We start from the raw sequence: 419 nt of genomic DNA, 5'->3' as shown, positions 1-419 counted from the left end.
AATAGATGGGCTCTGGGGAGAAATCTCTACGCCGATCCGAGAATTCGAGAACGAAATGATGGGTGCATATACCATCGGCTCGAATGGGCGCAGTGGCGGATACCTGGTTCTTTACGAAGCCGAGATCTATGATCCCGGCTACAAGAGCACCTGCCCGTCATGCGGACAGTTGAACTATAAGCCTGTCACCCAGGGGTCGCACACCTGCGGCGTCTGTCGTGGGGAACGAAAAAACCTCAAGGCGCCGCTCCGGTGGACCCGCGCTAAGACGAGCGCGTTCGATCACGGCATGACCATGGAGGATTTCATGGATATGTCGTTTGCCTGGCTGAAAGACCGTGCGGATCTCGTGCGGTCATTTGACCGGGCCTGTGATCGCGTGCGGTCCGCTTTCATCGGTGCCATTGAAGCTGTCTCTT

The 419-nt window shown here is 56.6% G+C and carries 1 protein-coding gene; it reads left to right on the top strand.

Features of this window, described 5'->3' with window-relative positions; genetic code table 11:
* Positions 1-419 (top strand): hypothetical protein (locus K9U41_RS23425; RefSeq protein ID WP_282643227.1); only part of this gene is annotated, 419 nt, incomplete at both ends.

Origin of the sequence: Xanthobacter autotrophicus (assembly GCF_029991245.1) — a bacterium.
GTDB classification, from domain to species: domain Bacteria; phylum Pseudomonadota; class Alphaproteobacteria; order Rhizobiales; family Xanthobacteraceae; genus Xanthobacter; species Xanthobacter autotrophicus_C.
The sequence above is the reverse complement of the archived record's forward strand: the minus strand, read 5'-3'. Positions and strand labels throughout refer to the sequence as shown.